At 73.8% G+C, this 23,780-nt stretch carries 24 protein-coding genes and 1 pseudogene; 16 read left to right on the top strand and 9 right to left on the bottom strand.

Annotation, left to right across the window (positions count from 1 at the left end; translation table 11 throughout):
• Nucleotides 1–81: 81 nt before the first annotated feature.
• From QRT03_RS19740 to QRT03_RS19715, 6 genes are all read left to right on the top strand, one after another.
• A complete protein-coding gene (locus tag QRT03_RS19740; protein WP_286054729.1) occupies nucleotides 82–735 on the top strand; it encodes a DUF899 family protein in 654 nt (217 codons plus the stop codon).
• Between the two features lie 67 nt (nucleotides 736–802).
• Nucleotides 803–1,708, top strand: coding sequence for an acyl-ACP thioesterase domain-containing protein (locus QRT03_RS19735; RefSeq protein ID WP_286054728.1), 906 nt, complete (start codon nucleotides 803–805; stop codon nucleotides 1,706–1,708).
• The gene (locus QRT03_RS19730) at nucleotides 1,705–2,178 is read left to right on the top strand and encodes an SRPBCC family protein (RefSeq protein ID WP_286054727.1); all 474 of its coding nucleotides are present in this window, start codon (nucleotides 1,705–1,707) and stop codon (nucleotides 2,176–2,178) included. Before QRT03_RS19735 ends, QRT03_RS19730 begins: the two co-directional genes overlap by 4 nt.
• A gap of 67 nt (nucleotides 2,179–2,245) precedes the next feature.
• A complete protein-coding gene (locus QRT03_RS19725; RefSeq protein WP_286054726.1) occupies nucleotides 2,246–3,751 on the top strand; it encodes a biotin/lipoyl-binding protein in 1,506 nt (501 codons plus the stop codon).
• Complete coding sequence (locus QRT03_RS19720; RefSeq protein ID WP_286054724.1) at nucleotides 3,748–4,503, top strand: efflux RND transporter periplasmic adaptor subunit; 756 nt, start codon at nucleotides 3,748–3,750, stop codon at nucleotides 4,501–4,503. Before QRT03_RS19725 ends, QRT03_RS19720 begins: the two co-directional genes overlap by 4 nt.
• 80 nt (nucleotides 4,504–4,583) lie before the next feature.
• Nucleotides 4,584–5,141 (top strand): Uma2 family endonuclease, encoded by a 558-nt coding sequence (locus tag QRT03_RS19715; RefSeq protein WP_345783268.1) that lies wholly within the window; start codon nucleotides 4,584–4,586, stop codon nucleotides 5,139–5,141.
• 5 nt (nucleotides 5,142–5,146) lie between these two features.
• On the opposite strand, the gene QRT03_RS19710 is transcribed toward QRT03_RS19715, so the two are convergent.
• Nucleotides 5,147–5,782: an MOSC domain-containing protein gene (locus tag QRT03_RS19710; RefSeq protein WP_286054721.1), complete on the bottom strand. Its 636-nt coding sequence runs from the start codon at nucleotides 5,780–5,782 to the stop codon at nucleotides 5,147–5,149.
• Nucleotides 5,783–5,815: 33 nt separating this feature from the next.
• On the opposite strand from QRT03_RS19710, the gene QRT03_RS19705 reads away from it, so the two are divergent.
• The 5 genes from QRT03_RS19705 (at nucleotide 5,816) to QRT03_RS19685 (ending at nucleotide 10,350) form a co-directional block, all read left to right on the top strand.
• The gene (locus tag QRT03_RS19705; RefSeq protein ID WP_286054720.1) at nucleotides 5,816–6,688 is read left to right on the top strand and encodes a DUF72 domain-containing protein; all 873 of its coding nucleotides are present in this window, start codon (nucleotides 5,816–5,818) and stop codon (nucleotides 6,686–6,688) included.
• A 119-nt stretch (nucleotides 6,689–6,807) separates the two neighbouring features.
• Complete coding sequence (locus QRT03_RS19700; RefSeq protein WP_286054719.1) at nucleotides 6,808–7,512, top strand: GAF and ANTAR domain-containing protein; 705 nt, start codon at nucleotides 6,808–6,810, stop codon at nucleotides 7,510–7,512.
• A gap of 186 nt (nucleotides 7,513–7,698) precedes the next feature.
• Nucleotides 7,699–8,547, top strand: coding sequence for a GAF and ANTAR domain-containing protein (locus QRT03_RS19695; protein ID WP_286054718.1), 849 nt, complete (start codon nucleotides 7,699–7,701; stop codon nucleotides 8,545–8,547).
• Nucleotides 8,548–8,874: 327 nt separating this feature from the next.
• A complete protein-coding gene (locus tag QRT03_RS19690) occupies nucleotides 8,875–9,291 on the top strand; it encodes a MarR family winged helix-turn-helix transcriptional regulator (RefSeq protein WP_286054717.1) in 417 nt (138 codons plus the stop codon).
• A 39-nt stretch (nucleotides 9,292–9,330) separates the two neighbouring features.
• On the top strand, nucleotides 9,331–10,350 hold the full coding sequence (locus QRT03_RS19685; protein ID WP_286054716.1) for an aldo/keto reductase: 1,020 nt from the start codon (nucleotides 9,331–9,333) through the stop codon (nucleotides 10,348–10,350).
• A 4-nt stretch (nucleotides 10,351–10,354) separates the two neighbouring features.
• Here QRT03_RS19685 and QRT03_RS19680 read toward each other — a convergent pair whose 3' ends face one another.
• The gene (locus QRT03_RS19680) at nucleotides 10,355–10,837 is read right to left on the bottom strand and encodes a hypothetical protein (RefSeq protein ID WP_286054715.1); all 483 of its coding nucleotides are present in this window, start codon (nucleotides 10,835–10,837) and stop codon (nucleotides 10,355–10,357) included.
• A complete protein-coding gene (locus QRT03_RS19675) occupies nucleotides 10,834–11,277 on the bottom strand; it encodes a hypothetical protein (RefSeq protein ID WP_286054713.1) in 444 nt (147 codons plus the stop codon). Before QRT03_RS19675 ends, QRT03_RS19680 begins: the two co-directional genes overlap by 4 nt.
• Before the next feature lie 562 nt (nucleotides 11,278–11,839).
• Here QRT03_RS19675 and QRT03_RS19670 point away from each other — a divergent pair.
• Together QRT03_RS19670 and QRT03_RS19665 are read left to right on the top strand one after the other, a co-directional pair.
• Entirely contained in the window at nucleotides 11,840–12,418 is a 579-nt protein-coding gene (locus tag QRT03_RS19670; protein WP_286054712.1) for a hypothetical protein, read from the top strand.
• Nucleotides 12,415–12,981, top strand: a pseudogene (locus tag QRT03_RS19665) (sigma-70 family RNA polymerase sigma factor); the annotation flags it as partial. The gene QRT03_RS19670 and the pseudogene QRT03_RS19665, both read left to right, overlap by 4 nt.
• Nucleotides 12,982–13,362: 381 nt before the next feature.
• On the opposite strand, the gene QRT03_RS19660 reads toward QRT03_RS19665, so the two are convergent.
• Nucleotides 13,363–14,613: an SAM-dependent methyltransferase gene (locus QRT03_RS19660; protein WP_286054711.1), complete on the bottom strand. Its 1,251-nt coding sequence runs from the start codon at nucleotides 14,611–14,613 to the stop codon at nucleotides 13,363–13,365.
• A gap of 9 nt (nucleotides 14,614–14,622) precedes the next feature.
• Entirely contained in the window at nucleotides 14,623–16,011 is a 1,389-nt protein-coding gene (locus QRT03_RS19655; RefSeq protein WP_286054710.1) for an FAD-binding oxidoreductase, read from the bottom strand.
• A 90-nt stretch (nucleotides 16,012–16,101) separates the two neighbouring features.
• Here QRT03_RS19655 and ligD point away from each other — a divergent pair, with 90 nt between their 5' ends.
• On the top strand, nucleotides 16,102–17,526 hold the full coding sequence (gene ligD / locus QRT03_RS19645) for a non-homologous end-joining DNA ligase (RefSeq protein ID WP_345783267.1): 1,425 nt from the start codon (nucleotides 16,102–16,104) through the stop codon (nucleotides 17,524–17,526).
• 353 nt (nucleotides 17,527–17,879) lie between these two features.
• Here ligD and QRT03_RS19640 read toward each other — a convergent pair whose 3' ends face one another.
• Nucleotides 17,880–18,662, bottom strand: coding sequence for a hypothetical protein (locus tag QRT03_RS19640; protein WP_286054709.1), 783 nt, complete (start codon nucleotides 18,660–18,662; stop codon nucleotides 17,880–17,882).
• Between the two features lie 212 nt (nucleotides 18,663–18,874).
• On the opposite strand from QRT03_RS19640, the gene QRT03_RS19635 reads away from it, so the two are divergent.
• Together QRT03_RS19635 and QRT03_RS19630 are read left to right on the top strand one after the other, a co-directional pair.
• On the top strand, nucleotides 18,875–19,663 hold the full coding sequence (locus QRT03_RS19635) for a glycerophosphodiester phosphodiesterase family protein (protein WP_286054708.1): 789 nt from the start codon (nucleotides 18,875–18,877) through the stop codon (nucleotides 19,661–19,663).
• 222 nt (nucleotides 19,664–19,885) lie between these two features.
• Nucleotides 19,886–20,224 (top strand): RNA polymerase-binding protein RbpA, encoded by a 339-nt coding sequence (locus QRT03_RS19630; RefSeq protein ID WP_286054707.1) that lies wholly within the window; start codon nucleotides 19,886–19,888, stop codon nucleotides 20,222–20,224.
• Nucleotides 20,225–20,246: 22 nt separating this feature from the next.
• Here QRT03_RS19630 and QRT03_RS19625 read toward each other — a convergent pair whose 3' ends face one another.
• From QRT03_RS19625 to QRT03_RS19615, 3 genes are read right to left on the bottom strand one after another with little or no spacing between them, the layout of a single operon-like run.
• Nucleotides 20,247–21,056: a polyprenol monophosphomannose synthase gene (locus QRT03_RS19625; RefSeq protein ID WP_425604870.1), complete on the bottom strand. Its 810-nt coding sequence runs from the start codon at nucleotides 21,054–21,056 to the stop codon at nucleotides 20,247–20,249.
• Nucleotides 21,053–22,630 carry an apolipoprotein N-acyltransferase gene (gene lnt, locus QRT03_RS19620; RefSeq protein WP_286054705.1) on the bottom strand — a complete coding sequence of 526 codons (1,578 nt, stop codon included), beginning with the start codon at nucleotides 22,628–22,630 and terminating at the stop codon, nucleotides 21,053–21,055. The genes QRT03_RS19625 and lnt overlap by 4 nt, the downstream gene beginning before the upstream one ends.
• Complete coding sequence (locus QRT03_RS19615; protein ID WP_286054704.1) at nucleotides 22,624–23,736, bottom strand: M24 family metallopeptidase; 1,113 nt, start codon at nucleotides 23,734–23,736, stop codon at nucleotides 22,624–22,626. Before QRT03_RS19615 ends, lnt begins: the two co-directional genes overlap by 7 nt.
• Nucleotides 23,737–23,780 lie beyond the last annotated feature (44 nt).

Here is a 23,780-nt window from a genome sequence, read left to right as displayed (position 1 = left end):
GTGCTTCCAGGCAGGTGAGGCTGCCCTGGGCGCCTCCCGTCGGGTTGACGCATTGGCAGTTCGTTTTTAGGATCAGTCGGTATGGATACCGTGACCGCCGAGGAGTTCGACGCCGCCGTGGCGGCGTTCCGGGAGCGCGAGAAGGCCGAGATGCGAGCGCGGGACGCGTTGGCCGCCGCCCGCCGTCGGCTCCCCGCCGTGGAGGTGGACCCCGCGCTGGAGTTCACCGCCATCGGGGGAGCGCGGCGCACGCTGACCGACCTGTTCGAGGGCCGGCCCCAGCTGATCGTCTACCAGCACATGCTCGGCCCCGGGGACGACGATCCGTGCGCGGGCTGCTGCATGGTCGCCGACCACGTGGCCCACCTCGACCACCTGAACGCCCGCGGCGTGACCTTCGCCCTGACCTCGCGCGCCCCGATCGACGAGATCGAGGCGTTCCGGGCCCGGATGGGCTGGCGGCACATCCCCTGGTACGCCGACCGCGACGCCGGGCTCGCCCGGGCCACGGGGCTGGGGAGCTTCCAGCTCGACGTGTTCCTCCGGGAGGGCGACCGCGTGCTGCGGACCTACTCCACCACCGGCCGCGGGGTCGAGGCGCTCGGCAGCACGTGGTCGTTCCTCGACCTCGTGCCCTACGGGCGCCAGGAGACGTGGGAGGACACCCCGGCGGGCCGGCCGCAGTCCGAGCCGTACGTCTGGTGGCGACGGCACGGGGAGTACGCCGAGGTGTGAGCAGGGCCCGTGTGACGCGCGTCGGACCCGGCGGCGCGTCGGCGCCCCACCCGGCCACCATGACGGCATGCCCGGTCCGGTCCCCGCCGCACTCACGCACCCCGCCGCCTACCCGGTGCTGCGGGACGTGTCCCCGCGCTACTCCGACCTCGGCCCCGACGGGCGCATCTCCGCGATCGGCCTGACGCGCTGGTTCGAGGACGCCCGCGTCGGGGTCGAGCTGCCGGCGTTCCGGCGGCTCGTCGAGGACGGCGAGTTCGGCGCCTTCCGAGTGCTGCTCGCCGGCCAGGGCGTCGAACGGCTGGACGCCATGCCGTTCGACGGCAAGTACCGCATCGGCCTCGGCGTCCGCCGCGTCGGCGGGTCCTCGTTCACCTACGGCTACGGCGTGTTCTGCGACGACCGCTGCGTCGCGCTCGGCGACACGGTCACGGTGTTCGCGACCGAGGCCGGCCCCGCCCACCTGCCCGACGCCCTGCGCTCCGACCTCGCCGGCCTCGTGCTCGACGAGCCGGACGCCTCGCCGTCGTACCGTCCGGGACCGGAGCGCCGCGACCGGTCGTCGTACCCGTTCGCGGTGTCGTTGCGGGCGCGCGTCGGGGACATCGACACCAACCGCCACGTCAACAACGTCGCGCTGGTGTCCTGGTACGCCGACGGCGTCGCCGCCCTGCACGACGAGCTCCTGACGCCGGGCTGGGGCGGGCCGTCCCCGGAGCTCGCGCCGTCGTCGTTCCGGGTGCAGTACGTCGCCGAGGTGGGCTACCCGGCCGAGTACGAGATCGGCGTGGCGGTCCTCGGGGTCGATGCCGGGACGGGAGACGCAGCGGAGCGGAGCTCGACCCGGGAGACGGTGACGTACGGGCTCGGGGTGTTCCTGGGGGATCGGTGCGTCGGGCTGGCCGACGCCACCGGGACACGGGGCGAGCTCGACGCGAACGCGCTGGACGCCTGGCGCATGATCGGTGGATGACCGACCGCATCGAGGTCTCCCGCCCGATCCCCGCCATCCCGGCGGAGGTGTTCGCCGTGCTGACCGACCCGATCGGGCACGTCGCGATCGACAGCTCCGGGATGCTCATGGACGCGACGGGGGAGCGGGTGACCGCGGCCGGTGACACCTTCGTGGTGCACATGGACCGCGAGGCACTCGGCGACGTCCCGCTCGGGCGCTACGACGTGACCGTGGTGATCGCGACCTTCGAGCCCGACCGGGAGATCGCCTGGACCATCGAGGGCACGATCCGCCCGCCCATCGGCCACGTCTACGGCTACCGCCTCGACCCACAGGACGACGGCGGGACGCTCGCCACCTCGTACTACGACTGGTCGGACATCCGCCCGGAGTGGCGCGAGCGGGGCATCTTCCCGGTCATCTCCGAGCAGGCGCTCAAGGGGACGCTCGGCATCCTGGAGCGCGTCGTCCGGCGCGGCTATCGGTGAGTCGCCCGTGAGGTGACTCTCCAACTGGTAGTCGTATCCCATGTCGATCTCCTCCGTTGTCGGTGACGTGAACCGACGGACGGCGCTCGCCCTGACCGCGGTGGCAGCAGCTCTCTCCCTGGCCGCGTGCGGCGGCTCCGGAGAGGACGCCCCACCCCAGACCGTGCGGGTCGAGCGGGCCTCGGTGAGCTCGGGGGTCGACTCGAGCGGTTCGATCTCCGCGCTCGGCGCGACCAACCTCGGGTTCGCGACGGCGGGTCAGCTCACGTCCGTGCGGGTCAAGGTGGGCGACCGCGTGGAGCCCGGCGAGGTCCTCGCGACGATCGACGACTTCCAGGCGCGCCAGGCGCTCAAGCAGGCCCAGGCCGGCCTCGCGGGCCAGGAGGCGCAGTACGACCAGGCCAAGGCCAGCACCTCCGTCGGTGGTGCGCAGAACTCCGTGAACGCCGCGGCGTCGGTGGTGTCGGCGACGAAGCGCCAGGTCGACGCGACGCTGAAGGCCGACGACCAGGCGATCGCCGCCGCCAAGGCGGCCGTGCCGCAGGCGGAGGCGGGGGTCACGCAGGCAACGGCGCAGCTGACGGCGGCGCAGACCGGCTGCCAACCGGGCGGTTACGTGACGGTGCAGAACGCGGCCGCCTGTCAGTCCATCCCCGCCGCGCAGTACGCCGTGCAGTCCGCCCAGCAGGGTCTGCAGCAGGCGCGACAGGCCGTCGGGCAGGCCCAGCAGAAGCGCGACGTCGACGCCGCGGCCGGCAACCTGCAGGTGACGAGCGCCCGGCAGGGCCAGGTCAGCGCGCAGAACGGACTGGACTCGGCGAGCGCCACCCGCCCCGGCAGCCTCGACGCGGCCGCGGCCGCCGTCGACAACGCCCGGACCCAGGTCGAGATCGCGCGGCGCAACGTCGCGAACACGACGCTGCGCGCACCGGCGGCGGGCACCGTCTCCGCCCTAAACGGCGCCGAGGGCGAGTACCTCTCGCCGAGCACCGGTACCTCGGCGCTGGCTCCCGGGTCGGACGCCACGATCCCGGGCGCCGCGCAGGCCGCCGGGGCGGCCGGGGCCGGCGCCGCCGGTGCGGCCGCCTCGCCCACTCGGCCGGGCGGCACGCAGTTCCTGGTGCTGCAGAACGTGGCAGAGTTCCAGGTCGTGGCCCCGTTCCAGGAGGTCGACGCCGCGAAGATCGCCCCGGCCCAGCAGACGGTGGTCTCGCTCGACGCGATCCCCGAGCGCACGTTCGCCGGCACCGTCCTGTCCGTCGCGCCGTCCGGCACGGCGATCGGCGGCAGCATCGAGTACTACGTGACGATGGCGCTCACCGACACCGACCCGCGCGTCCGCGACGGGCAGTCCGCGCGCGCCACCGTCGTCACGGCCCGGTCGGACAAGCTGTCGGTGCCGAACTCGGCACTGCGGCGTGAGGGGAGCCGGACGGTCGCGACCGTGCTGACGCCCGACGGTCGCCAGACCCCGACGCCGGTGACCACCGGCCTCGCGGGCGCCGACCGCACCGAAATCCTCGGCGGGCTCTCCGAGGGCCAGCAGGTCGTCATCGGGGGAGGGTCGTCGTGAGCACGCCGCAGGGGACCGACACCGGGGACGTCACCGACGACACCGCGACGCCGGCGTCGGGGTCCGAGGAGCAGCCGAAGGGCCGCCGGCCGCTCAAGCGGTCGACGAAGATCGCGCTCGTGGTGATCATCGTCCTGGCGGTGCTGGCCGCGGCCGCCTTCGCCGTCTCCTACTTCCTCAACGCCAGCAGGTTCGTCTCCACGGACAACGCGCAGGTCGACGGGACGCAGATCCCGATCGTCGCGCCGTCGAGCGGGACGCTGACCGGTTGGAACGTCTCCGTGGGCACGGTGCTGCACAAGGACCAGGTCCTCGGCCGCGTCGAGCTGCAGGGCGCCTACGTCCAGCCGCAGCTCCCGATCCGCGCCCCGGCCGACGCCACCGTGGCCACGACGAACACCGCCGAGGGCGCGTACCTCACGGCCGGCTCCCAGCTCGCCATCGCCTACGACCCGGCCGACGTCTACGTCACCGCCCGCGTCGACGAGACCGACATCGACGAGGTGCAGGTCGGCCGTCCCGTCGACTTCACCGTCGACGCCTACCCGGGGCGGACCTTCCACGGCTACGTCGACCAGATCCAGGGCGGCGCGGCCGCGGTGTTCTCCCCGTTCCCGCAGTCGAACTCGGGTGGGAACTTCCAGAAGGTCACCCAGGTCATCCCGGTCCGCGTGGGCATCACCGACATGCAGGGGGCCGACCTCATCCCCGGCATGAACGTCACGGTCGACATCCACAAGCCGGGGGAGTAGTCCCGAACGGCCCTCGCCGGCGACCAGGGCCGGTCATGCTGCTCTGGTGCGTCCGAGCCGGGAGGAGCAGCATGACCGGTATGACCGAGCTGGTCGGGAGCGAGGCCTACACGGTCGACGACCTCGACGCGATGCCGGACGACGGGCGTCGTCGTGAGCTCATCGACGGGATGCTCTTCGTGAGCCCGTCCCCGGGCTGGGCCCACCAGGAGATGGCGCTCACGCTCTACCGTCTGCTCCACGCCGCGTGCCCGTCGGCGTTGCGGGTCCTCGCTGCACCGTTCGGGGTGCGGACGAGCCTGCACGACGAGGTCGAGCCCGACGTTCTCGTCGCGCGGTACGCCGACCTGACCCTCGCGAACCTCCCCGTCGCCCCGCTGCTGGCGGCGGAGGTCGCGTCCCGGAGCACCCGGCTGTACGACCGCAACACCAAGCGAGCGCACTACGAGCGCCTCGGGGTCCCCTCCTACTGGCTGCTGGACCCGACGGGCCCGGGCCGGATCGAGGTGCTGGAGCTCGACGACGGGACCTACCGGCCGGCTGGTGAGGCCACCGGGGAGGAGCCGCTGACGGTGGACCGGCCGTTCCCCGTCGTCGTCACCCCGGCCGAGCTGTTGGTGGGCCTCCAGCCGCGCTGACCCGGTCACCGGACCCGGCGCAGGACCCGCTCGGCCACGTCGTCGGGGAGCGCGTCCAGCGCGGGGACCAGGTCGGGGAGGAGCTCCGGAGTCGTCATGACGGCGCGGAACGCGAGTCCCACGGTGACGTCGTGGTCCGGCCGCTCGACGGCGACCGGATCGCCCGCCCGGACCTCGCCGGGCTCCACGACCCGCAGGTAGGCGCCCGGCACGGCTGCGGCCGTGAACTCCTTGACCCACCCGTTCCGGTCCAGCCACGCGGCGAACGTCCGGCAGGGGATGCGGGGGACCGTCACCTGCAGGACCACCCCGTCCCCGATCCGCCAGCGCTCGCCGATCCGTGCCCCGGTGACGTCGAGTCCGCGGGTCGTGAGGTTCTCGCCGAACACGCCGTCGTGCAGCGGCCCGAGCGTCGGTCCCCACGCGTCGAGGTCCTCGCGGGCGTAGGCGTACACCGCCTGGTCGGGCCCGCCGTGGTGCTCGACGTCGCTGATCGTGTCGCCGGCCAGGCCGCTGTCGCCGGTGCCGGGCACGCCGACGGCCACCGGCCCGTCCACGGGCCGCTTGTCGATCCCGGACCGCCCGGTCTTGGCCAGGATCGGCCGCTCCACCCCGACGTTGACCGAGACGATCACACCCACATCTCCCGACGGTAGTGCGGGAACCCGGCACCCGTGAACGCCGGAAGGGTCCGCATCGGCACGTCGGGATGGACCTACGAGCACTGGCAGGGCTCCTTCTACCCCGACGGCCTCGCCAAGCGGCGGCGGCTGGAGTACCTCGCCGGGCAGCTTGACGCCGCCGAGGTCAACGGGACGTTCTACTCGCTGCAGCGGGCCTCGTCGTTCCGCACGTGGGCGGCGGCGACGGGGGAGGACTTCCGGTTCGCCGTGAAGGGCAGCCGCTACATCACGCACATGAAGAAGCTCCGCGGCGTCGAGGAGGCGCTCGGGCGGTTCCTCGCGTCCGGTCCGTTGGCCCTCGGGTCGAAGCTCGGGCCGATTCTGTGGCAGCTCCCGCCGAACCTCGGGTGGGACGCCGAGCGGGTGGGGGAGTTCCTCGCCCTCCTGCCCCGCACAACGGGGCAGGCCGCGGCGGCCGCCGCCCCCTACGCCGACCGCGTGCCCGACCCGTGGACCGTCACCGACGAGGACCGCCCGCTGCGCCACGCCCTCGAGGTGCGGCACGCGAGCTTCCGGGACCCGGAGCTCGTCCGGCTGCTCCGCGACCAGGACGTCTCGCTGGTGGTCTCCGACGGCGCGGGGGAGTTCCCGATGTTCGACGACGTCACCGCCGACCCGGTCTACGCCCGGCTGCACGGTGACGCGGAGCTCTACCGCAGCGACTACTCCGACACCGCGCTGGACGGCTGGGCGACGCGGGTCCGGGCGTGGGCCGCGGGAGAGACGGCCGCCTCACCGCACACGATCGCGCCCGACGACCCGGCGTCGCGGACGGCCCGGGACGTCTGGGTGTTCTTCGACAACGACGCCGCGGGGTACGCCCCGCGGGACGCGGTCGGGCTCGCGCGGCGCTGCCGCCCATGACGTACGGCACCACGCCCGGGTCGGTCGAGCACGCCGCCGCACCCACCGGTTAAGGTCGTCCTCCCTGGTTCAGACGCGAGGCAGGCACGTCGTCGTGTCGTCCCTGCTGAGGAAACCAGGTGAATTCGAGGGATCTTCTCGACTCGTCCGCGCGTCTCTCCCGCGAGCTGCTCGCGATCATCCACGACGAGCCCTCCACCATCGACCAGATCGCCGCCGGCATCGTCCACGCCGCCACCTCGCTGCTGCCCGAGCACGGGATCGCCGTGACGCTGCACGTCGACCGCGCGCACTCGATCCACGCCGGGAGCACGCCGACCGTCGAGGAGCTCGTGGCGCTCGAGACCAGGACGCGGACCGGGCCCGCCACCCGCGCGGCGCGCGATCTGCGTCCCGCGGACCACGACGGGTTGACCGACGGCACCGGCGACGCCTGGGCGGCGGCCCTGGAACGGGCCGGCTTCTGCGCGGTGCTGGCGGTCCCGATCGAGGTCGGGGGAACGGCCGCGGGAGTGATCTCGGTGCACCAGCCGGGCATCCCGACCTTCGCCGAGCGGGACCGGGACAGCGTGATGATGCTCGCGCAGCAGGCGGCGCTCGTCGTGGAGGGCGGCCGGCGGATCGTGCAGCTCCGGGACGCCGTGATCAGCCGCGACGTGATCGGGCAGGCCAAGGGCATCCTGATGAGCCGCTACGGGATCGACGCCACGACGGCGTTCGGTCGCCTGGTCGAGGCCTCGCAGGACATGAACGTCAAGCTCGTGGACATCGCGCGCTGGTACGTCACCGATCAGGACGGGGCCGCGCCGTCCCGTCCGTCCTGATGGTCATGGACCCCGTGGGGCGGTCCTGGCGGCTGCCACGTCTGCACCGACAGGACCTGCACCGACCGTTCGCCCGGGCGTCCGACGCGGTGCACCGCCTACGTACCCGACCGCTCCGAGCGACACACACCGAAATGCGGAGACGGTGCCGTGCGCGACACCGTCCATCCGGGTAGGGATGCAGGCATGGCGACCGAGCAGGAGTGGCAGGCGGCCCGGCAGCGGTTCGTGCGAGAGGCCGGGGGAGGAGCCGGTGTCGTGGACGGTGTCGTGGACGGGCGGGTCGACGGCCGGATCGACGCGGCCTCCGACCAGGCGCCCGGCCCCCTCCAGGACCAGTTCTTCGCCCTCGCCCGCGACCTGTTCTCCGTGCCCGCCGACGCCGGTGTCGTGGGCGTCCTGGAGAGGGTCGTCCGGCGGGCGCACGAGCTCGTCCCGAACGCCGCCATGGTCTCGGTGACCCTGCGGGAGTCGGACGGCCGCTACCGGACGCCGGTGGAGACCGACCCGACGGCCACGGAGGCCGACCACATCCAGTACGAGACCGGCGAGGGGCCGTGCATCGAGGCGACCGGGTCGTCGAGCTCCGGGATGACGTCCTCGCGGGACCTCGCGCACGATCCCCGGTACCCCCGTTTCGGCCCGCGGGTCGCGCGGCTCGGGATGCACGCCGTGATCGCCGCCGGCATGTTCCCGGAGGGCGACCCGCCCCGCCTCGGGGCGCTGAACTTCTACTTCCGCTCCGCCGAGCACCTCGCCGACGTCGACCAGGACGTGCTGCTCCTGCTCGCGGCGCACGGCTCGGTGGCGCTGCAGGCCGCCCGGGACGTGGCCGCCAGCCGTCTGGAGACCGCCCAGCTCACCGAGGCGCTGCGGTCCCGCGACGTGATCGGCCAGGCCAAGGGCATCCTCATGGAGCGCCGCGGCGTCGACGCGGACGAGGCCTTCGACATCCTGCGCCGGGCCTCGCAGGACCTGAACGTCAAGATTCGCGACGTCGCGACGACGATCGCCAGCCGTCGCGCCGAGCTGTAGGGGATCGGCGGTCCCACCGGGGCCCGCCGGTTCCGTTCTATCTGACATAATGTCGATTATCGGATCGCGCGGGACGTCGGGCGATCGGGGTCGAGAGCGACGTCAGGCAGCTCCTGGGCGTTCGAGGCGTGTCAGGTGTCGCACTCACTCGGCGGCGACGCCCGCGGATCGCCGGTGGTCCCACCGCACCGAGAGGCACATGAGGCACCGTCCGGTGGACGCTGACGTGCCTGGTGTGCCTCTCGGCGGCCTGCGCCGTCGGGTCCGGTGTTGGCGCCGCCAACACGGGTCGATAGTGTTGGCGTTGCCAACACTGCGGGAGGTCCCGTGCCGACGTCCTGGTCCGACCTGGAGACCTCGCTCCTCGCCCGCGCCGCCACGCACGCGCACGCCGTCCTCGCCGGCCGCCTGTCCGACGCCGGGTCCAGCGCGTTCGAGTACCGCGTCCTCACGACCCTCGCGGGCGTCGAGCACCGCACCCAGGCCGACCTCGGGCGCGCCGCGTCCCTGGACCGCAGCGACGTCACCGCCACCGTCCGGACGCTCGAGGGCAAGGGTCTCGTGACCCGTCGTCCGGACCCGGAGCACGCCCGCCGCGTCCTCGTGGCCCTCTCCCCCGCCGGCGTCGCGGCGTTCGCCGAGCTCGCCGTCGTCGTGAACGAGGTCCAGGGCGAGGTGTTCGGCGTGCTGGACCGCGAGGACCGCGCCCGCCTGTGGCACCTGCTGGAGCGACTCACCGACTGAGTTGCGTTCGAGCGCGCTCGAACTCCTAGCGTGGTCGCCATGAGCCTTCCGATCATCCCGCTCGGCGACGGACTCGAGGTCAGCGCGCTCGGTTTCGGTGGCATGGCGCTGTCCGACGTGTACGGCACCACCGACCCCGACGAGGGCGTGCGCACGCTGCACGCCGCACTCGACGCGGGAGTCACCTTCATCGACACCGCCGACGTCTACGGCACCCCCCGCGAGGGCACCAGCGGCCCGGCCGGCACCAACGAGGAACTGATCGCCCGCGTGCTGGCCGATCGCCGCGACGAGGTCCAGCTCGCCACCAAGTTCGGCATCGCCGGCAGTGCCGCCGACGGCATCACCCGGGGCGACCGTGACTACGTCCGCCAGGCCTGCGAGAACTCGCTGCGCCGGCTCGGCGTCGACACCATCGACCTGTACTACATGCACCGCCGCCAGCTCGACCTGCCGATCGCCGAGACGGTCGCCGCGATGGCCGAGCTGGTGGCCGAGGGCAAGGTCCGGCACCTGGGGCTCTCCGAGGTCACGGCGACCGAGCTGACCGAGGCCACCACGGTGCATCCGATTGCCGCCGTGCAGAGCGAGTGGAGCATCTGGTCGCGCGACATCGAGGCGAACGTCGTCCCGAGGGCGGCCGAGCTCGGCGTCGGGCTGGTGCCCTACAGCCCGCTCGGGCGCGGCTTCCTCACCGGGACGATCACCGCGGAGCGGATCGCGCAGACCGCGCTCAGCCGCTCGCCGCGGTTCTCCGAGCACTTCGACGCCAACCAGGGGGTCGTCGAGGTCGTCCGGGAGGTCGCCGGGGAGCTGGACGCCACGGCCGCGCAGGTCGCCCTGGCGTGGGTGTACGCCCAGGGCGCCGCCTTCGGTGTGCCGACGGTGCCGATCCCCGGCACGCGGTCGGCGCAGCGGGTCGTCGAGAACGCCGGCGCGGTGTCCCTGACGCTCTCCGACGCCCAGAAGGCCCGGCTCGACACCGCCGCCGACCTGGTCCGGGGCGGGCGCAACTTCTCGTTCTCCGCCGACGACTGGATCTCCTCCGGCCGGGAGTGATCCTCTACAGGACGTCGAACCCGCTGACGAGCCAGCGGTCGTCGGCGTCCGGCTCGAGCGTCAACCGCGCGCTGCGGGGCTCCGTGGTCGGCGCGGCGCCCTCCCGGGTCGTCGTCTGGGTGTACAGGACGAGGGTCTCGACGCGGTCGGGTGCCGACGCCGTCACCGCGACCCGGGCGACGGCGGCCGACGAGCTGCTGCGCGTCTCGGTCGCGGCCGGGACCACCAGGCTCGCGACGATGGCCCGGTTCTGCTCGGCGAACGGGCCGGTCGTGGCGTCGTCGATGCGTGCGGCGTCCTCGTCGAGCGTGCGCCAGTCGTAGGTCAGCAGCACCGGCGTCAGTGCGGTCGCGGCGTGGGTGGCGGCGTCGACGGCGTCGGACGTGCGGGCGTCGGTGGCCACCCCGCGGACCAGCAGGCCGACGACGACGGCGAGGGCGAGCACGACGCCGCCGAGGACCCCGACGACGAGGCGGGGGCGCCTCACGCGACCTCGCTCACATCGGCCACGAGCCATCGGTCATCGGCCCGGACCAGGGCGACCGCGGCGCGGAACGGGCGGGGCACGGTGCCACCCGCGACGAGGCCGACGGCGAGGACGCGGGCGTCGTCGCCCTCGAGGGACTCCAGGCCGGCCGAGCGCACCACCGTCGTCGTGGGACGCCCTGCGGGCGTGGCGGCGACCCGGTCCCGCCAGGTCCCGGTGGCACCGCCGAGCGCGCGGTCCCGCGCCGCGGGGTCGGTCCCGGCGGCGCCGAGGTCGGCCAGGTGGGCGCGGGCCGCAGCCATCGCATCCTGCCGGTCGGCGGTGCGTGCCGAGGCGCGGGCGTCGAGGACGCCGAGGACGACCGCCGCGACCAGCAGGACGCCACCCACCGCGAGCAGCACGGCGACGGGGCCCGCAGGCCGGCGTCGTGCCGGGGTCATGTCGCACCGCCTCCTGTTCGAGTGTCCTCACCCGTTCGGACGGGGTGGATCATGCCCTCCCGACGGTCCGATGCGCAGATCCGGGAGGTCGACCGGCACGGCTCGGCACGCAGACCACCGACACGCCGAGACATAGGGCCATTCGGCCCTGCTTCTACTGCTCTGAAAAGGTCAAATAACAAGTCTGTTCGGGCTGCGATCGTCGCCTCCCGGTCGACCAGTGGTGCCGTTCGTCGCCGCAGGACGACCGGTGGCGGCGCCTCTCGTCGAGCGTCGACCGGATCGACCTGCCACTGAGGCGACGCGAGGCGCCGTCGACCGACGGCTCCTTCCGCGCGGACGCGTCGGTGGGTCACGGTGTCATCACACGACGGCGTGGAGTCGAGGCCGGTCCGGGATCACCGATCGGGGCCCGCCTCGCCACGTGGAGTGATCGACACGGCGACGGTCGAGCCAACGGCCGGTCGCCTGGTGATCATTCGAGGGGGTTCGGGGCACGGGTGGGCACGCGAGCAGAGCAGCGGGACGAGGGGTCGGCGTCCGGGGCGCGCCGGTGGGCGGCATGACGCCCGGGCCGGCGTCCCGCGGCGACCGCGACGCGCTCGAGCTCGGACCCTTCCTGGTGCGCCACGACGCGCTCCTCCAGCCGCGGGCCGCGATCCTCGGGCACGCCTACGGGGCCGGCGCCCACGACGTCTTCCTCCTGACCCGGGCCGCCCTGCACGAGCGCTGGCCCCAGCTCTCGACCGCCGGCGAGGACGTCCGGGCGCTCGAGCTGACGCTGCTGCTCGTCCGGACCGCGCGCAGCGTCGGCGGGCACGCGACGCCCGGGACGCACCGCCCCCGCCCCGCCGCGCCTCCCCCGCCCCGCGCGATGCTCGCGGCGCGCTCGCTCGACCCGTCGTGGCGACACCCCGACCCGTGGCGCCTCCTCGCCGTTCCCGCGGCCCGACCGCTGCGCGCCCTCGCGCACCTCGACCCGCTCGCGCGCGACCTCGCGGTGCTGCGCTGGCTCGACGTCCCGGCCGCGGACGCCGCGCCCGAGCTCGGCCTGCCCCTGCACGAGTTCGGACAGCGGCTGGACGCCGCCGTGCGGCAGTGGGGCGCGGTGACCGCGGCCGCCGGGGAGGACGGGTCGTGAGCGGCGACCCGGTCGGCAGCGACCCGCGCGAACTGGACCGGCTCGTCGCCTCCGCCCTCGCCGGCGACCGCGGGGCGATGGACACCCTGCTGCGCGTCCTGCGGCCGCTGGTGGTGCGCTACTGCCGCAGCCGGCTCGGCGGCTACGACCGCGTGAACGCCTCCCCGGACGACGTCGCGCAGGAGGTCTGCCTCGCGGTGCTGCGGGCGCTGCCGACCTACCAGGACCAGGGGCGCCCGTTCCTGGCGTTCGTCTACGGCATCGCCCAGCACAAGGTCGTCGACGCCCACCGCTCCGCCGGGCGCGACCGCTCGGACCCCGTCGACGAGCTGCCCGAGGAGCAGGACGTCCACGACGGCCCGGAACAGCACGCGGTCAACCTCTCCGACTCCGTCGAGATGGCCGCCCTGCTCGCGGAACTGCCGGAGAAGCAGCGCGAGGTGCTGCGGCTGCGGGTCGTCGTCGGGCTGTCCGCGGAGGAGACCGCCGAGGCCGTCGGGTCGACGGCGGGTGCGGTGCGCGTCGCCCAGCACCGGGCACTCACCCGGCTGCGGCAGCTGATCGTCGAGCGCGGCGACCGGCTGCCGCCCCCCGGCGACGGGCCCGAGGCGGCGCCGCGCCGGCGGGGCGGCGCGCGGGGGCCGCGGCGCCGGGGCGCGGCCCACTCCGACGCGGCGGCGGCCGAACCACTCCTGCCCCCGGTCCCCCGACCGCCGACCCCGCCCCAGGGCATCGACTGGCACGCGGCCCCGCGGACCGGCGACGTCGTCCTCGACCGGCTGCTCGATGCCGCCGACGCCCACGTGCTGTGGGCCGCGAGCGACACCCGGTCCAACGACGGTCCGGTGGGCGTCGCGGACCGCGGTGCGCGGCAGGACGTCCTCTCGGGCGAGGACGCCCGGATGGCCGAGGCGGCCCGCCGGTTCCGGGGCCGGTAGGCAGGGTCAGTAGGCGGGACGCAGCGGGAAGCCGGAGCGGCCCTGGTCGTCCAGCTTGACCCCGAGCACCTGGTGGAGCTGGATGTTGTTCAGGTCGAACCCGACCGCGCACGCGGGCATGTAGAGCTTCCACACCCGGGACCGGCCCTCCCCCGCCTCGGCGACGCACTCGTCCCAGTGCGCCTCGAGGTTGGCCGTCCAGGCCTTGAGGGTCTTCGAGTAGTGCTCGCGCAGGTTCTCCTCGTGCCGGATCTCGAACCCGGCCCCGTTCATCCGCGAGACGAGGTGCCCGATCGGCAGGAGCTCGCCGTCGGGGAAGACGTACCGGTCGATGAACGGGTCGGCGTGCGCGCGGTGGTGGGCGTCGGGACGGGTGATGCAGTGGTTGAGCAGGCGCCCGCCCGCGCGCAGCTTCGAGTACAGGAACGAGAAGTAGTGCTTGAGCTGGGCGCGGCCGATGTGCTCGGTAAGGCCGATGGAGGCCACGGCGTCGAACTCGGTCTCGGCGACGTCGCGGTAGTCCCCGTGGCGGATCTCGACCAGGTCGGACAGCCCGCGCCGGGCGACCTCCTTCTGCGCCCAGAGCGCCTGGTCGCGGGAGAGCGTGACGCCGAGCGCCTGGACCCCGTGGTGCTCCGCGGCGTGCATCGACATCTGACCCCAGCCGCACCCGACGTCGAGCAGGCGCATGCCGGGCTTCAGTGCGAGCTTGTCCGCGACGAGTGCGTGCTTGGTGTACTGGGCCTCCTCGAGCGAGGAGGTCTCCTCGGGGTACGCGGCGCAGGTGTAGGCCATCGACGGGCCGAGCACCAGCTCGTAGAACCGGTTCGAGACGTCGTAGTGGTGCGCGATCGCGTCGGCGTCGCGGGACTTCGAGTGCATCAGGCCGCTCTGGCGGTGCTCCTCGGGCGGCGGGCCGAGGCGCCGGTGGCGCAGCCGGATCGGCGCGAGGCGCAGCGCCATCTCGGCGAGCGTGCGCGGCGCGACGTCCGAGATCGTCAGCTCGCTCATCGCGGTCAGCGCGGTGTAGAGGTCCCCGTCCACGTCGAGGTGACCGGAGACGTACGCCCGGGCGAGGCCGAGGGTGTTCGGCGACTGGGCGAGGTAGGCCAGGGCCGTCTCGCTCTGGACGTCGACGGTGGCGACGGAGCCGCCGCGGGCCGGGGCCGAGACACTGCCGTCGTAGCCGCGGACGGTGATGGGGGCCTCGGCTCCGAGCACCGGACGGAAGAGTTCCGCGACTGCTGCGCCCTTCATGACTTCCTCCTACGAGTTCACGACGCATTTGGTGTAGAGATCGGGCAGACGGCGCGCGGGGTCGTAGCGCTCCTTGAGCCGGCGGTACTGCTCCCCGCCGTAGAGCGTGTCGAACTCCTCGCGGGTGTAGCTCGCCGTGGAGTACAGCGACTTGTGGCCGTCGAGCTCCATGAGCTTCCGCTCGATGAGCCGGTTGTGGTGGTCCCGTGCCATCCCGGGCCGCAGCAGCGCGTCGGACCAGAAGCCGACGTTGACGTAGGTCCGGTGCGGCTCGAGCGGGTAGAGCGGCCAGGTGCGCTCCCCGCGCAGCTGCAGCGGGCAGACCCAGACCGGCGCGATGCCGATCTCGCGGTGGAAGAAGTCGAGGAACTCCGCGAGGTGCTCCACCGGCACCTCGACGTCCTGGATGATCGGCTCGACGCCGATCGCGCCGGTGGCGCGGGTCTGGATCCGCTCGGAGAACCGGTAGCGCCGGTCCAGCGCGACGAGGCGGCGGTAGACGTCGCTGCGGCGGTACCGGGAGGGCCACACGCGGCGCACCAGCGGGTGCTGCACCCCGAGCGCGCGCGAGCACCAGAACCAGTCGGTGTCCCAGCGCCACAGGTAGTCGGCGATGGAGAGGAAGTCGGTGCTCCGCTGCTGGATCGAGCGGTAGTAGATGCCCTGGCCGGTGTAGTCCGAGAGGTACGGGGCCTCGTCGACCATCCGCCCCAGGGTCAGGTACTGCTCGTCCGCGGAGAAGACGGTGCCGTCGAGGAAGTCGACCGCCTCGCCGTCGTGGGCGCGCTCGGCCGTGATGCGGGCCGACGCGTCGGCCATCGACGCGGCGTCGTCGAAGCGCAGGTGGCGCAGGGCGACGAACGGGCGGACGGGCGCGAGCTCGATCGTCAGCGCGACCGCGTAGCCGAGCGTGCCGTAGGAGTTCGCCAGCCCGGCGTGCAGGTCCGCGTGCTCGTTCTCCGCGGTGGCGTGGACGATCTCGCCGCCTCCGGTGAGGACGTCGGCGGCGAGCACGGACTCGTGGGGCAGCCCGTCGCGGAACGAGGTCGACTCGATGCCGAGCCCGACGACGGCCCCGCCCAGGGTGATCGTCTTGAGCTGCGGGACGACCAGCGGCATCAACCCGTGCGGCAGCGTCGCGGCCACCAGGTCCTCGTAGGTGGTCATGCCGCCGACGTCGGCGGTGCGGGCCCCGACGTCGACGTGCAGCACCCGGTCGAGGCCGTCGACCTCGAGGCCACCGGCGCCGTCGCGGAAGCGGAAGAGGTTGGAGGTCTTCTTGTGCAGCCGGACCGGTGCGTCCGCCGGCAACGCCGCCAGCCGCTCCCGGGCCGCCGCCACCGCCCGCTCGTGTGCCGTCGCGGACCCGATCTCCGTCGCAGTGCTCGCCTCGGCCACGGCACCGGAGACTATGCCTGGTCACGGGGGCGGGGCACGGGACTCGACAGTGGGATCCTTCACCGCGGGGACACAGGGAGGATGGGCGCCGTGGGCGAGCTCAGGACGTACCGGGACAAACGGGACCCGGGGCGGACGCCGGAACCGTTCGGGGAGGTCGGGGCGGCCGACACCGATGCGGGCGGCCGGTTCGTGATCCAGGAGCACCACGCCCGACGGCTGCACTACGACGTGCGCCTCGAGCGCGGCGGCGTGCTCGTCTGCTGGGCGGTGCCCAAGGGGCTCCCGGAGTCCCCCGGCACCCCGCGCCTCGCGGTGCACACCGAGGACCACCCGTTGGAGTACCTCGACTTCCACGGCGAGATCCCCGCCGGCGAGTACGGCGGCGGCAGCATGACGGTCTGGGACTCCGGGACCTACGAGACCGAGAAGTGGCAGGACGACGAGGTCGCGGTCACCCTGCGCGGGGAGAAGGCCGACGGGCGGTTCGTGTTCTTCCGGCCGAAGCGCAACGACGACCCGAAGGACTGGCTCGTCACGAAGAAGACCGATGACGGGACGACGAAGGCGTCCGAGCGCAAGGACGTGCAGTCACCGCGGGTGTCGGTCGGCGGGCGGACGTTGAAGCTGTCCAACCTGGACAAGGAGCTGTACCCGGGTACTCCGAAGAACGCGGTGATCGACTACTACGCCCGCGTCGCCGACACGGTCCTCCCCCACCTCGCGGGCCGGCCGCTCACCCTGCGCCGCTTCCCGGACGGCATCGACGCCGAGTCGTTCTACGAGAAGAACGCCGGCCGCAACGCCCCGTCGTGGTTGCGGACGGTCGTCGTGCCCACCCCGGGCTCGTCGAAGGGGACCTCGACGGCGGAGTTCGTCGTCGTGGAGGAGCTGGCGACGCTGGTCTACCTGGCGAACCTCGCTGTGCTGGAGCTGCACGTGCCGCAGTGGCGCGTTCCCGACGGGTCCGACGGCGGGGACGCGGAGGACGTGCGCCTGCCGCCCGACGAGCTGGTGTTCGACCTCGACCCCGGCCCGTCGACCGGGCTGCTCGAGTGCTGCGCCGTGGCGCTGCGGGTGCGGGACCGCCTGCAGGACGACGGGCTCGCCCCGGTGGTCAAGACGAGCGGGTCGAAGGGGATGCAGATGACCGCGCCGGTCGTCGTGGAGGATCCGGGCCGCACCTCCGAGTACGCGCGGGCGATCGCCCAGGAGCTGGCCCGCGAGACCCCGGACGCGGTCACGGCCGTGATGGCGAAGGACCGCCGGCGCGGGAAGGTGTTCATCGACTGGTCGCAGAACAACGTCGCCAAGACCACCGTGGCGCCGTACTCGCTCCGGGCCCGCGCCGCGCACGGCGCACCGACCGTGTCGACCCCACTGACCTGGGAGGAGGTCGCCGCGTGCGAGGACCCGGACACGCTGGTGTTCTCGCCGTCGGACGTCCTCGCGCGCATCGCCGAGCACGGTGATCTCTACGCGGGCGCGCTCGCGGAGGGTGTGGAGCTGCCGTAGTCCGGGGTGGGCGCGCCTTGTCGCGGGTTACCGGCGCTCCCCCGGCGCCTTGTCGCGGGGATTCACAGCGACAAGGTGCCGCGTGGACGGTGGAAAGCCGCGACAGGTGCTGTTGTGGGGCTGCGGGTGCCGTGCCGTGTGCTCGGCGGACGTGTTGTCGCGGGGATTCACAGCGACAAGCTGGAACCCGACGCCTTGTCGCGGTCTATCGGCGTTGCCCCGTCGCCTTGTCGCGAGGATTCACAGCGACAAGGTGCAGGGTGGACGGTGGCAAGCCGCGACAAGGTGACCAGTGGCCGCTCCCCCCGCCGTCCTGTCGCGGGGATTCACCGCGACAAGGTGACGTCGAGGCGTCAGAGCAGACCGCCGACCACGCCGCCCGCGGCCTCGCCGACCGAGTTCACCGTTCGGCCCACTGCGGGAAGCAGCCCGTCCTGCTGCTTCGGAGTCGACTTCTTCTCCGGAGCAGCCTTCGAGGTGCTCGTCGTCGGCTTCGGCTTCGACGGGGTGGAGCCGGACTTCGGCGTCTCCGAGGGCTTCGTGGACGTCGTGGTGCCGGTGGTGGTCGTGGGCGTCGTCGGACGGGTGGCCGACCGGGCCGGTGGGGCGACCGCCGTCGTCGGGCGCACGACGGCGGCCGGCCGCGGCGCGGGAACGAGGACGGGCGCCGGCGCGACCGCGACGGCACCCGGGGCCGACCCGCCGTCGGGAACCTGGAGGAGCCCCGAGCCGGTCCGGTCGCCCTCGATGACGGTGGGCCGGGAATCCCGGATCCCCGACTCGACGCCACCCGAGCCGGGCAGCGGGCCGGGCGCACCGGCGGTGAACGTGTTGATCTTCGGCAGCGGCTCGTCCGAGCGGTCGGCGGCCACCGAGGAGATGGCGAGCGGCACGGCGGTGACCGCGGCGGCGACCGACACGATCGCCACGCCCCAGCCGCGCGTGGTCTGGCCGGCCCCGCCCCGGGCGGCCGCGCTCCGCCGGCCGACCACCGCGGTCGGGGCCTCCGGCTCGTCGTGGCCCGCCTCGTCGAGGTGGCGCTGCGCCCAGGACGGCAGCCCGGCGGACGCGGCGGTGCTCTGCGAGCGGCGGTGCCGCGAGCGCCCCATGCGTCCCCCGAGTTCGATGGTCGCCATCCGTGATGACCGAGGCGACACTACTCCATGTGTACGTATCCCCCCAAGGTGGCCACGGGGTGACGGCTGATCATCGTGTCGGCCCTGTGATCACGTCGTGTCGTCGGCGTGTCCCGGCGGACGGGGGACATAGGGGTGCCCGTGGGTGACACGTGGGGGCCGTCCGGCCGACACCCACGCGTCGGTCCGGTCGGGCACACTGCACCCCCGTGATGCCGGCCGTGCGTTCCCACCCGTACCTCGCCGCCGCCCGACCCCGCGCCTTCGCCCACCGGGGCTGGCACGTCGGGGACCTCGAGGGCCTGGAGAACACCGTCGCGGCCTTCACCCGTGCGCGGGACGAGGGCTACGCCTACGTCGAGACCGACGTCCACGCCACCCGCGACGGGGTGCTCGTCGTCCACCACGACGCGACACTGCGCCGGGTCGCCGGCCACCCCGGGGTGCTCCGGGCGATGGACTGGGCCGACCTCGCCGACGTGCGGGTCCGGGGGCGGGAACGGCTGCCGCGCCTGGAGGAGGTCCTCGAGGCGCTGCCGGAGCTGCGGTTCAACGTCGACATCAAGTCGCCCGGGTCGCTGCGGCCGATGCTCGAGCTGCTGGAGCGGGACGACGTCGCCGAGCGGATCGCGGTCGCGAGCACGGACGAGGGGCGGCTGCGCGCCGTCCGGCAGCGCTTCGGTGACCGCGTGGTCACCGGCGTCTCCGCGCGCGCGGCGCTGTCGCTGCGCACGCGGTCGGTGCTGCCGAGCCGGCTCGCCCGCCGGGTGCCGGTCGGCGGGGACCTCGCCCAGCTCCCGACCCACGTCGGCGGGCTGCCCGTGATCGACCCGACGACGATCGCGGCCGCCCACGCAATGGGCATCGAGGTCCACGTCTGGACCATCGACCGGCCCTCGGAGATGCACCGGCTGCTCGACCTCGGGGTCGACGGGCTGATGACCGACCGTCCGGACCTGCTCCGCGACGTCCTGGCCGTCCGCGGAGAGTGGGCCGGATAGGCGCGCCCGGTGTGACGTCCCCGCCCCGCGGGTAACACGGACGTGAACACATCGATGTGTGCCAGGGGTCGGGAACCGTCGCGCGGCGACACGTGAGACGGGTCACGACCACATGTCCGGGCGGTGTCACGGGAACGAACACACGTCGCCGGGCGTTGGGACCTGGAGTGCCACCCCGGTGAGGGGTCCGCACGCATGCAGTCGAGGGAAAGGACAGCACTCATGGCCGACCGCGTCCTCCGTGGAAGCCGCCTCGGAGCCGTCAGCTACGAGACCGACCGCGACCACGACCTCGCCCCCCGCCGCGCCTTCGCGTACCGCTGCCCCAAGGGCCACGACTTCGAGGTCCCGTTCTCCGACGATGCCGAGGCCCCGGTCACCTGGGAGTGCCGCCTCCACGGCGAGGAGGGCAAGCGCATCGACGGGACCGAGCCCGAGCAGAAGAAGACCAAGCCGCCGCGCACGCACTGGGACATGCTGCTCGAGCGCCGCTCCGAGCCGGAGCTCCAGGAGCTGCTCGACGAGCGTCTCGGTCTGCTGAAGGAACGTCGCGGAGCCTGATCCGGCCGCGGACCGCGCCCCGTCACCTCGTGGTGGCGGGGCGTTCTCGTGTGCGGAGACGATCTCGCACCGCCCACGCGGTGATCCGCCACAATGCCTCGCGGACGACGGCGCCGCTCATCTTCGACGCCCCGGCGCAGCGCTCGGTGAACACGATCGGCACCTCGCGCACCGTGTAGCCCGCGCGTTGCACCCGGAACGCCAGGTCGACCTGGAAGCAGTAGCCCTGCGAGGAGACCGGGGCGGCCGTGACCGCTGCCAGCACCTCGCGGCGGAACAGCCGGAACCCCCCGGTCACGTCGCGGACCGGCAGCCGCAGGGCGTGTCGCGAGTACACGTTGGCCGAGCGGGACAGCGCGTCGCGGTACCAGGGCCAGTTCACGACCCGACCGCCCGGCACGTAGCGCGACCCGAGCACGAGATCGGCGCCCTCGGTCCGCGCCGCCGCGAGCAGCGCCGGCAGGTCCTCCGGGGCGTGCGACCCGTCGGCGTCCATCTGGACGACCCACCCGACGTCGTGCGCGCCGTGCGTCGCCATCACATGCGCGAACGCGTCCACGTAGGCGGCGCCGAGGCCGCGCTTCGGGTGGTGGTGCAGGACGGCCACGCGGTCGTCGCGGGCGGCCATCGCGTCGGCGAGCTCGCCGGTGCCGTCCGGGCTGCCGTCGTCGACCACGAGCAGCCGCGCCGCGGGCACCGTCGCCAGGACCCGTTCCACGAGGCCCGGGAGGTTCTCCCGCTCGTCGTAGGTCGGGACGACTACGAGGACCCCGCTGCCGTCCGGGGCCGGAGCCGCAGGCTCACGCACGGGTGTCCCCTGCGCCGCACTCATCCCGCACGCCCCTCCCGCCGTCGCGCCACCAGCGCGGTGGCCACCGCCGCCACCGCCAGCCCGGCCGCCACCCACTCGGGGACCGCGCCGAGCCGGGTGGCCAGCGTAGTCGTGGTCCGCAGCGGGACCTCGTCGACGAGCACGCCGGGCGTGAAGAGTTCACCGGTCCGGTCCAGCACCGTCCCGTCGGGGGCGATCACGGCGCTCTGCCCGCTGGTCGCGGCGATGACGACGGCGCGGTCGTGCTCCACCGCGCGGAGCCGGCTCATGCCCTGCTGCTGGTAGGTCATGGTGGTGAAGCCGAAGGTGGCGTTGTTCGTGGGGACCGCCAGCAGGTCGGCGCCCGCGGTCACGGCGTCGCGGACGTCGCCGTCGAACACCACCTCGTAGCAGGTCGCGATGCCCAGTCGGGCCGGGCCGGCGGTGATGACCGGGTCCCCGGTGCCGGGCTCGAAGTCGACCACGCGGGCCACGTCGCCGGAGAACAGCGACGCGAGGCCCCGGACGGGGATGTACTCGCCGAACGGCAGCAGGTGACGCTTGGCGTACTGGTCGGTGGGCCCGACCCGCGGGGTCCAGACGACGGCGACGTTGCGCGGGCCCTGCACCAGCTCCGTGCCCTCGGCGTTCATCGTGCCGCGCAGCACCGCCCCGACGACCACCGGGACCCCGATCTCGTCGGTGACCGCCTGGATCTCGGCACCGGCGTCCGCGTTGCGGAACGGGTCGATGTCCGAGGAGTTCTCGGGCCAGATCACCAGGTCCGGGCGCGGCTCCTGCCCGGCGCGCACCCTGGCGGCGAGCAGCCGGGTCTCGCGCACGTGGTTGTCGAGCACCGCGCGGCGCTGGCTCGCGAAGTCCAGCCCCGCTCGGGGGACGTTGCCCTGCACGGCGGCCACGGTGATCGTCCGGTCCCCCGGCTCGGTCGCCGCGTGGGACGGCACCGTCATCCCGACGACGGGTCCGACCAGGACCGCCACCAGCGCACCCACGAGGGGGACGACCCGCCGTCGGGAACGGGCCAGGGCCCAGAGCCCGGCGCCGGAGAGGACGACCGCGAAGCTCACCAGCGGCGCCCCGCCGAGCGCGGCGAGCTTCGCGTAGGCGCCGCCCGCCTGCCCGAACGCGAGCTTGGCCCAGGGGAAGCCGCCCCACGGGGCCCGCTCGATCACCGCCTCCCCCGCGACCCACAGGCACGCCGCCCACAGCGGCGCTCCCGGCAGCCGGGCCACGAGCGGCACGAACGCCAGCGGGACCGCGACGGCGAGCACCACCACCGCCAGCGCACCCAGCCAGACCGCGCCCACGTAGGTCCCGGTCCACGACAGCAGCGGGTACTGGTAGGCGACGGCGGCCAGCGCGCCCCACCCGAGGGCGCCCCGCGGGGACCGGTCGGCGACGACCGTGAGCAGCAGACCGACGCCCAGGGGCGCTGCCCACCACCAGCCGAGCGGCGGGAAGCTGACGAACAGGGCGGCGCCGGCGACGACCGCTACGACCGCCCGCAGGAGCGTCGCGCGCGCGGGACGCCGTCGCCGCGGGGAGGCCTCCCGCGGCGAGTCGGCCGTCAGCACGAGAGCAGCTCGTGGGGGCGGGTGTTGACCGCCTCGCACCCGTCCTCGGTGACGACGACGATGTCCTCGATCCGGGCGCCCCAGCGGCCCGGGAAGTAGATGCCGGGCTCGATCGAGAACGCCATGCCGGGCTCGAGCGCCAGGGTGTTCCCGGCGACGATGTAGGGCTCCTCGTGGACCTCGAGCCCGATGCCGTGTCCGGTGCGGTGCACGAAGTACTCGCCGTACCCGGCGTCGCGGATGATCGCCCGGGCCGCCTCGTCGACGCTCTCCGCGGTCACGCCCGGCGTCGCGGCGGCCACCGCGGCGGCCTGCGCACGCTGCAGGACGGCGTAGACCTCGACGATCTCGTCGGTCGCGCCGCCGACGACGTAGGTGCGGGTGCAGTCGGAGTTGTAGCCCTCGGGCAGCGGGCCGCCGATGTCGACCACGACGACGTCGCCGGTCTCGATCACGCGGTCGGAGAGCTCGTGGTGCGGGCTCGCGCCGTTCGGCCCGGAGCCGACGATCACGAACGCGGCCTCGGCGTGCCCGGCTGCGACGATGGCCGCGGTGATGTCCGCGCCCACCTCGGCCTCGGTGCGCCCGGCCCGCAGCAGTCCCGGGACCTGCTCGTGGACCTCGTCGATGGCGGCGCCCGCCCGGCGCAGGTGGTCGACCTCCGCGGGGTCCTTGCGCATCCGCAGCTCGCGCAGCACCGGCGTCGCGAGCTCCTGGGTGGCCAGCGGCAGCGCGTCCCGGAGGCCCAGGACGTGCAGTGCGGGCATGTCCGAGGCGACCGCGACCCGCTTGACGCCGTCCAGGCACGCCGCGACGAGGCCGTGCGGGTCCTCGCCGTCCACCCAGTCGATCACGCGGATTCCGGCCTGGTCCACGCCGCTGCCGTCGAGCCCGGGCCGCTCGAGGCGCGGGACGACGAAGGCCGCCTCGTCCTGCGTGGGCAGCACCAGCGCGGACAGCCGCTCGTGGGAGTGCTTCACGACCCCGGCGAGGTACTGCAGGTCCGGGCCGGGCGTGACGACGAGGGCGTCGACCCCGGCGTCCGCGGCCAGCCTCCGGGCACGGTCGAGGCGGGCGGTGACCTGGTCGGCGAGCGAGGACCCCATGCGAACCACCTTAGGTAGTTGTCCCCTCCCCGGTCACACGCCCT

Origin of the sequence: Actinomycetospora termitidis, assembly GCF_030286555.1 — a bacterium.
GTDB classification, from domain to species: Bacteria; Actinomycetota; Actinomycetes; order Mycobacteriales; family Pseudonocardiaceae; genus Actinomycetospora; species Actinomycetospora termitidis.
The sequence above is the reverse complement of the archived record's forward strand: the minus strand, read 5'-3'. Positions and strand labels throughout refer to the sequence as shown.

Bases quoted from the DNA above. Each gene is read 5' to 3' on its own strand.
- QRT03_RS19715 (WP_345783268.1), top strand. From the start codon at position 4,584: ATGACCGAGCTGGTCGGGAGCGAGGCCTACACGGTCGACGACCTCGAC.
- QRT03_RS19735 (WP_286054728.1), top strand. From the start codon at position 803: ATGCCCGGTCCGGTCCCCGCCGCACTCACGCACCCCGCCGCCTACCCG.
- QRT03_RS19685 (WP_286054716.1), top strand. From the start codon at position 9,331: ATGAGCCTTCCGATCATCCCGCTCGGCGACGGACTCGAGGTCAGCGCG.
- QRT03_RS19675 (WP_286054713.1), bottom strand. From the start codon at position 11,277: ATGACCCCGGCACGACGCCGGCCTGCGGGCCCCGTCGCCGTGCTGCTC.
- QRT03_RS19730 (WP_286054727.1), top strand. From the start codon at position 1,705: ATGACCGACCGCATCGAGGTCTCCCGCCCGATCCCCGCCATCCCGGCG.
- QRT03_RS19670 (WP_286054712.1), top strand. From the start codon at position 11,840: ATGACGCCCGGGCCGGCGTCCCGCGGCGACCGCGACGCGCTCGAGCTC.
- QRT03_RS19635 (WP_286054708.1), top strand. From the start codon at position 18,875: ATGCCGGCCGTGCGTTCCCACCCGTACCTCGCCGCCGCCCGACCCCGC.
- QRT03_RS19695 (WP_286054718.1), top strand. From the start codon at position 7,699: ATGGCGACCGAGCAGGAGTGGCAGGCGGCCCGGCAGCGGTTCGTGCGA.
- QRT03_RS19615 (WP_286054704.1), bottom strand. From the start codon at position 23,736: ATGGGGTCCTCGCTCGCCGACCAGGTCACCGCCCGCCTCGACCGTGCC.
- QRT03_RS19640 (WP_286054709.1), bottom strand. From the start codon at position 18,662: ATGGCGACCATCGAACTCGGGGGACGCATGGGGCGCTCGCGGCACCGC.
- QRT03_RS19660 (WP_286054711.1), bottom strand. From the start codon at position 14,613: ATGAAGGGCGCAGCAGTCGCGGAACTCTTCCGTCCGGTGCTCGGAGCC.
- QRT03_RS19630 (WP_286054707.1), top strand. From the start codon at position 19,886: ATGGCCGACCGCGTCCTCCGTGGAAGCCGCCTCGGAGCCGTCAGCTAC.
- QRT03_RS19740 (WP_286054729.1), top strand. From the start codon at position 82: ATGGATACCGTGACCGCCGAGGAGTTCGACGCCGCCGTGGCGGCGTTC.
- QRT03_RS19625 (WP_425604870.1), bottom strand. From the start codon at position 21,056: ATGAGTGCGGCGCAGGGGACACCCGTGCGTGAGCCTGCGGCTCCGGCC.